Origin of the sequence: Cryptobacterium curtum DSM 15641, from assembly GCF_000023845.1 — a bacterium.
GTDB classification, from domain to species: domain Bacteria; phylum Actinomycetota; class Coriobacteriia; order Coriobacteriales; family Eggerthellaceae; genus Cryptobacterium; species Cryptobacterium curtum.
Genome location: NC_013170.1, coordinates 1021501 through 1027500 on the forward strand (window position 1 = coordinate 1021501; position 6000 = coordinate 1027500).

Here is a 6000-nt window from a genome sequence, read left to right on the forward strand (position 1 = left end):
CGTAAGACTAAACAGCCTGCTCAAGCTTCTGAGCGCGATCGGCAGCCTGCAGCGCAGTAATTAAATCTTCAAGACCAGCGCCGCCAGCATTCATCAGAATGCCATTGTAGGTACCGTTATACCCAATGCGATGGTCAGTCACGCGATCCTGCGGGCCGTTGTAGGTGCGAATTTTTTCGCTGCGATCGCCCGTACCGATTTGAGCGCGTCGTTCGGCACCTTCAGCCGCACGCTGTTCTTCCAGCATCTTTTCATACAGGCGGGCGCGCAGTACCGCCATCGCCGCAATCTTGTTCTGCAGCTGGCTTTTTTGATCCTGTGATTGCACAACCAAACCGGTTGGCAAATGAGTAATACGTACCGCTGAGTCGGTCGTATTAACGCATTGCCCGCCCGGACCACCAGCACGATACACGTCGATACGCAGGTCTTCCTGCTTCACGTCAACTTCTACTTCATCAGCTTCTGGAAGCACAGCAACCGTTGCCGTCGAGGTATGAATACGACCCTGGCTTTCCGTTTTTGGCACCCGCTGCACGCGATGTACGCCACTTTCAAATTTCATTTCGGAATAAACTTTGTCGCCCTTCACCTTGAACTGAATTTCCTTATAGCCGCCCGCTTCTGAAGCAGACGCGTTCAGCACTTCGATTTTCCAGCCTTTGACATCGGCAAAATGCGAATACATCTTAAAGAGATCGCCTGCAAACAGCGCCGCCTCGTCACCACCAGCACCGGCACGAATTTCCACGATGATGTCTTTATCATCTGCTGGATCAGCTGGGATAAGCATGAACTTGATGTCATCTTCCAAACCGGGAAGCTCGTTTTCAATACGCGTAATCTCTTCCTGGGCAAACTCCCGCATATCAGCATCGGAAATCATTTCTTTAGCTTCGGCGAGATCGTCGATATCCTGCACATACGTACGCGCTGCCGTCGCAAGTGGACCTTGGTGGGCATACTCTTTCGCCAAGCGGTTATATTCTTTTTGATCTGAAATAACCGCTGGATCGCTCATACGCGTCTGTAAATCGCGATACGCTTCAATAATCTTTTCGAGCTTTTCCTTTTCCAACATATGCTTTTACCCCATCGCAGCATGCTTCATTGGCTTACCAGACAAAGCGCCGCGAATAGACGCGGCGCTCATTTCAAGTGGTTCGCTATTCTATCACGCCGAGCAGCTCTCTGCGGCGGCCTCCGCGGCAATTGCACCATCAGAAATAGCAGTAGCAACCTGCCTCAGAAGCTTTTCGCGCACATCGCCCGCCGCATAGACACCAGCAACTTCCGTTGCCCCGTTCTCTTCAGTGCGAATATAGCCGGCATCGGTCAGTGGCACCTGCCCCACAAAGGCTTCTGTATTCGGAAGTTTACCGATGGCCACGAACACCGCACGGGTCGGGATTGTCTGTGTTTCACCCGTGTTGACATCGCGAATCACCACGCCAACAACCGCACCGTCTTGCTGCTGTAGTTCATCAACAACCTTGTTGCCATGAAATACCACGTTGTCGGCCTGAGCAACCCGATGACGATCAGCAGCAGTCGCGCGCATTTCGCCTCGACGATGAACCAGATGAACCGTATTACAGATACGCGATAAATAGACCGCATCGGCTGCTGCGGTGTTGCCGCCGCCAACCACTACGACATCCTGACCGCGGAAGAAATTACCGTCGCAGGTGGCGCAATACGATACACCATGTCCAGCCAGCTCCGCTTCACCCGCAATACCAAGCTTGCGGCTGCGAGCACCGGTAGCAATAATGACTGCTTTGGCAGATACCTGACCGTTCGCTGTCGTCAGCGTTTTCACATCACCCGTAAAGTCAACAGCACTGACCGCTTCGTTGCGATACACCACTCCGAAACCGTCATCCTGCTCTTTCATGGCCATAGATAACTCAAAGCCACCAATACCACCAGGGAAACCGGGGTAATTTTCAATTTTATCAGTCTGAGCCAGCTGACCGCCCGGCATCATTTCTTCAAACATCACAACCGAGAGGCCTGCGCGCGCACTGTAGAGCGCCGCGGTCATACCAGCAGGACCTGCCCCGATAACAGCAATATCAAATGTCTCCATGCTGTCTTCCTTTACTCTTGTTAATTGAACCTGTTTAAGGCACGTTATCCTTGCATTACGCATTCACTTTGTGTGAGCGATAACTTCATGCGGTAAAACCGCATGTCTATTCTTGTTGTCTGTTCTCGACTTGCCCGCGTCGAATCACTCACCTATAGCTGTTTCCACACGCACGCAGTTGTTCACATGACCGTTAGCAAGCACACATAGTTATTTACACAACCGTTCATGCATCACAAACGGTACATATACACGACGGGGGCGCCGCCCTTAACCAGACAACTCCCCCGTAGCATGCGCCCATCATATGCAATGGGCTATTTATTCCGTTAATTAAAAAGATCAAGTACGGCTTGCTTTGGCTGTGCGCCGAGCGTTTGATTCTTCACTTCACCGTTTTCAAAAACAATAAGCGTGGGAATGCTCATGACCCCATAGCGCTGCGCAATGTCAGAGCTTTCATCTACATCGAGCTTGTAAACAGCAGCTTTGCCCTCCATGTCGGTTGCAACCTCATCGATAACGGGCGACATCATCTTACAGGGGCCACACCACGTCGCAAAGAAATCAACTAAAACCGGCTTGTCAGATTTCAGAACTTTTTCCTCAAATTCCTGAGAAGAGATCTGCTGAGCCATGATGCCTCCTTTTTTTCTGAGTACTCTTCAATACGTACTCTATCTTGTACCCTTGACACTCTAGCGCCTCTGAGCACATTGCGCACTGATAATCTTCTTTCGTCATCAATTTGTCATATTCAATTGTACACAATCGTTTTGCAAGTAATTAAAAGTCCCTGAATTTCATACCACCACCGCTTGAACGCACAGTGGTCTTCGAATAGCAGCTGAATTACGGTGCACATAGCTGTATATAGCTGCGTATTGAACACCTTTTACACCAGCTAGGATTTCCTGTAGAAGGCATGCGCACAACAATACGCAGGGTATACTGAGGGTGATAAAGGAGTTTCATGACAGATACGCACACCATTGATGCAGTAGACGACGCTACATCTACACCACAAACCAAGAAAACCCCTGCATGGGTCAACCATGGTGTCGAACCATTTGACCTTATCCTTGAGGGTGGTGCTATGCGCAGCCTGTTTACCGCAGGTGTCACCGACCTGTTTCTCGAGCGAGGGTTACTTGCACAGCATACGATTGGAACATCAGCGGGAGCGCTGTGTGGTCTTAATTATGTCGCAGGTGATATCGGACGAAGTGCCTACCTCAACATAAATTACTGCACCGATTGGCATTATCTTTCAATGCGAAACTTTGCTCTGACCGGCAATGCGATGGGTCTCGACTTCATGTTTGATGAAATCCCCCACCGTCTTGATCCGTTTGACTTTGAAGCTTTTAATAATTCACCGATGCAACTGACTTCGGTCGCAAGCAACCTGGAATACGGTGACGCGGACTACCATACCTTCTCTTCAGGCTACCGCCCAACAGATGAGCAGTACCTCATCGCAAGCGCAAGCATGCCCTTTGTGTCACATATTGTTGAAGTAGATGGCAAGAAGCTTCTTGATGGCGGTACATGCGACAGCGTCCCCTATCTCTTCAGTATGCTGCAGGGCGCAAAAAAACACGTTATTGTACTGACCCAGGATGCAACCTATGTAAAGAAACCCTTTAAGTTAGGAGCATTAGCAAGCACACTCTATGCGAATTATCCGCTCTATGTTGAACGCTTAACAATGCGGCCTTTTGAATACAACCTCACCTATCGACGTCTTGCGCGTATGCACGAAGCGGGTCGTGTCTTTGTTATTCAGCCACCCCAACCAGTAACCGTCAATTCCATGGAAAACAATCCCGACAAGCTATTTGATCTGTACCAGCAAGGGTACCGACAGGCCCTACTGCAATGGGAAGATCTCCAGCGTTACCTGGAGCTCTAACACATGATATTTGTTGGTGTTACCACTCATACCACGTCATTTTCCGACCTAACCGATTCGGAACGGGTATATCTTGACGTGCTTAAACGCTGCAATATGACACCAGTACTGCTTAAGAATACTGCCGACTTTGTTGATCTTGAAGCCCAGATCGCACGCCTTGATGGGCTCGTACTTATCGGTGGTGGCGATGTACATCCGTGTCATTACGGGCGATTGATTGAAGACGATATCGAATACATGGATTTCAATCGCGACCGCGATCTCTGCGAACTGCAGCTCGCGCGCCGCGCGCACCAGATGGATCTTCCCACTCTGGGTATTTGCCGCGGTTGTCAGGTTATGAATGTCAGTCTCGGTGGCACGCTCATCAGCGATGTCAGTACGCATCATCGCTCTCATTCGAGTACACATCAGCAAAACAAGCCCTACAATGTCGCCGTACAAACGGTGCATATACAGCCAGAAACGCGCCTGTTTGATATTTTGTTTGGCCCTCAGGCGCGTCACATTGACGATATCGATTGGGTAATTAATACCAATTCGATGCATCATCAGGCCATCGAACACCCTGCTTCGGGACTGTTTGTTAATGCTATTGCCTCTGACGGTGTCTACGAAGGACTTGAAGATCCTGATCGCACCTTCTATATCGGTGTGCAGTGGCATCCCGAATACCTGCCCAACTGCTTACCGTTGTTTGAAGCATTGCGCGATGCCTGTCATACCGAGGTCTAACAGCGTATCGAAAGTACAACCCTAACTTGCTGAGAACAGAAATGCAAAAGACAAGTTTACTAGCGCTCGGATACAGGACAGGTTGGGCAGACCTTCATAACTGCTGAAGATAGAAACACAAAAGGCAGAGCAATATACCCTGTTCCTGCTAGAGAGGCACGGATAGTGTTTACAGGAGAGAACTGCCGCAGCCGTTCTAAACACAAAAGACCCGCTAAGCGAGTCTCGTAGACATCCTATAAGCACCCACCTCTTCAGTGCACGACACGAGCGCGGCGCCCTATCCTCCCACGGACTTACCTCCGTAGTACTTTCGGCGAGGGCGGGCTTAACTGCCGGGTTCGGGATGGGACCGGGTGATCCCCGCCTCCATGGCCGCGCTCGTGCCGGGCGCTCAAGAGTAAGGTCTCTTTAAGGCGCGCCGGCGCCTTAATCCGAGTGTTCTTCTATGGGACTTGTCATGCACCCTGAGGGCCGCATAGCGTCTCGATTCTTGATGTATACAAGCGCAATTGTCATATGGAATATGATGAAGAGCTCGGGCTATTAGTACCGCTTGCCTAAAAACACATTGCTGTGCGTACAGCTGCGGCCTATCAAACTGGTAGTCTACCAGTGCCCTTACCAAAAAGAGGACTCATCTTGGAGACGGCTTCCCGCTTAGATGCTTTCAGCGGTTATCCGTTCCGGACGCGGCTACGCGGCAGTGCCGTTGGTCGACAACCGCTGCACCGGAGGTCCGTCCACCCCGGTCCTCTCGTACTAGGGGCAGATCTCCTCAATCCTCTTGCGCCCGCGGAGGATAGGGACCGAACTGTCTCACGACGTTCTGAACCCAGCTCGCGTACCGCTTTAAATGGCGAACAGCCATACCCTTGGGACCGACTCCAGCCCCAGGATGCGATGAGCCGACATCGAGGTGCCAAACCTTGCCGTCGATGTGGACTCTTGGGCAAGATCAGCCTGTTATCCCCGGAGTACCTTTTATCCGTTGAGCGACGGCCATTCCACGCTGTGCCGCCGGATCACTAGAACCTGGTTTCCCACCTGCTCGGCTTGTAGGCCTCGCAGTCAAGCCCGCTTATGCTCTTGCACTCAAAAGGATGATTGCCAACCATCCTGAGCGGACCTTACGCGCACCTCCGTTACTCTTTAGGAGGTGACCGCCCCAGTCAAACTGCCTACCTGACACGGTCCGCACGACCCGTTAAAGGGGCCTGCGTTAGGACGCCGGCGCGATGAGGGCAGTATTCCA

General features: G+C 51.2%; 5 protein-coding genes and 2 rRNA genes (1 of these 7 only partly in view). 2 read left to right on the plus strand and 5 right to left on the minus strand.

The genetic code is table 11. The features are described 5' to 3' along the window. Nucleotides 1-7: 7 nt before the first annotated feature. The 3 genes from prfA to trxA form a co-directional block, all read right to left on the minus strand. Nucleotides 8-1081 carry a peptide chain release factor 1 gene (gene prfA / locus CCUR_RS04405; RefSeq protein ID WP_012803278.1) on the minus strand — a complete coding sequence of 358 codons (1074 nt, stop codon included), beginning with the start codon at nucleotides 1079-1081 and terminating at the stop codon, nucleotides 8-10. A 93-nt stretch (nucleotides 1082-1174) separates the two neighbouring features. Further along, complete coding sequence (gene trxB, locus CCUR_RS04410) at nucleotides 1175-2092, minus strand: thioredoxin-disulfide reductase (protein WP_012803279.1); 918 nt, start codon at nucleotides 2090-2092, stop codon at nucleotides 1175-1177. Nucleotides 2093-2421: 329 nt separating this feature from the next. Beyond that, the gene (gene trxA, locus CCUR_RS04415; protein ID WP_012803280.1) at nucleotides 2422-2730 is read right to left on the minus strand and encodes a thioredoxin; all 309 of its coding nucleotides are present in this window, start codon (nucleotides 2728-2730) and stop codon (nucleotides 2422-2424) included. 335 nt (nucleotides 2731-3065) lie between these two features. Here trxA and CCUR_RS04420 point away from each other — a divergent pair, with 335 nt between their 5' ends. Both CCUR_RS04420 and CCUR_RS04425 read left to right on the plus strand, forming a co-directional pair. Then, on the plus strand, nucleotides 3066-4007 hold the full coding sequence (locus CCUR_RS04420) for a patatin-like phospholipase family protein (RefSeq protein WP_012803281.1): 942 nt from the start codon (nucleotides 3066-3068) through the stop codon (nucleotides 4005-4007). A gap of 3 nt (nucleotides 4008-4010) precedes the next feature. Beyond that, nucleotides 4011-4745: a gamma-glutamyl-gamma-aminobutyrate hydrolase family protein gene (locus tag CCUR_RS04425; RefSeq protein ID WP_012803282.1), complete on the plus strand. Its 735-nt coding sequence runs from the start codon at nucleotides 4011-4013 to the stop codon at nucleotides 4743-4745. Between the two features lie 267 nt (nucleotides 4746-5012). Here the strand turns inward: CCUR_RS04425 and rrf are convergent. Together rrf and CCUR_RS04435 are read right to left on the minus strand one after the other, a co-directional pair. Continuing rightward, nucleotides 5013-5128 (minus strand): 5S ribosomal RNA (gene rrf / locus CCUR_RS04430). A 143-nt stretch (nucleotides 5129-5271) separates the two neighbouring features. Then, nucleotides 5272-6000: ribosomal RNA gene (locus CCUR_RS04435) — 23S ribosomal RNA — on the minus strand; it runs 2279 nt beyond the window's last position.

Bases quoted from the DNA above. Each gene is read 5' to 3' on its own strand.
- prfA (WP_012803278.1), bottom strand. From the start codon at position 1,081: ATGTTGGAAAAGGAAAAGCTCGAAAAGATTATTGAAGCGTATCGCGAT.
- trxB (WP_012803279.1), bottom strand. From the start codon at position 2,092: ATGGAGACATTTGATATTGCTGTTATCGGGGCAGGTCCTGCTGGTATG.
- trxA (WP_012803280.1), bottom strand. From the start codon at position 2,730: ATGGCTCAGCAGATCTCTTCTCAGGAATTTGAGGAAAAAGTTCTGAAA.
- CCUR_RS04420 (WP_012803281.1), top strand. From the start codon at position 3,066: ATGACAGATACGCACACCATTGATGCAGTAGACGACGCTACATCTACA.
- CCUR_RS04425 (WP_012803282.1), top strand. From the start codon at position 4,011: ATGATATTTGTTGGTGTTACCACTCATACCACGTCATTTTCCGACCTA.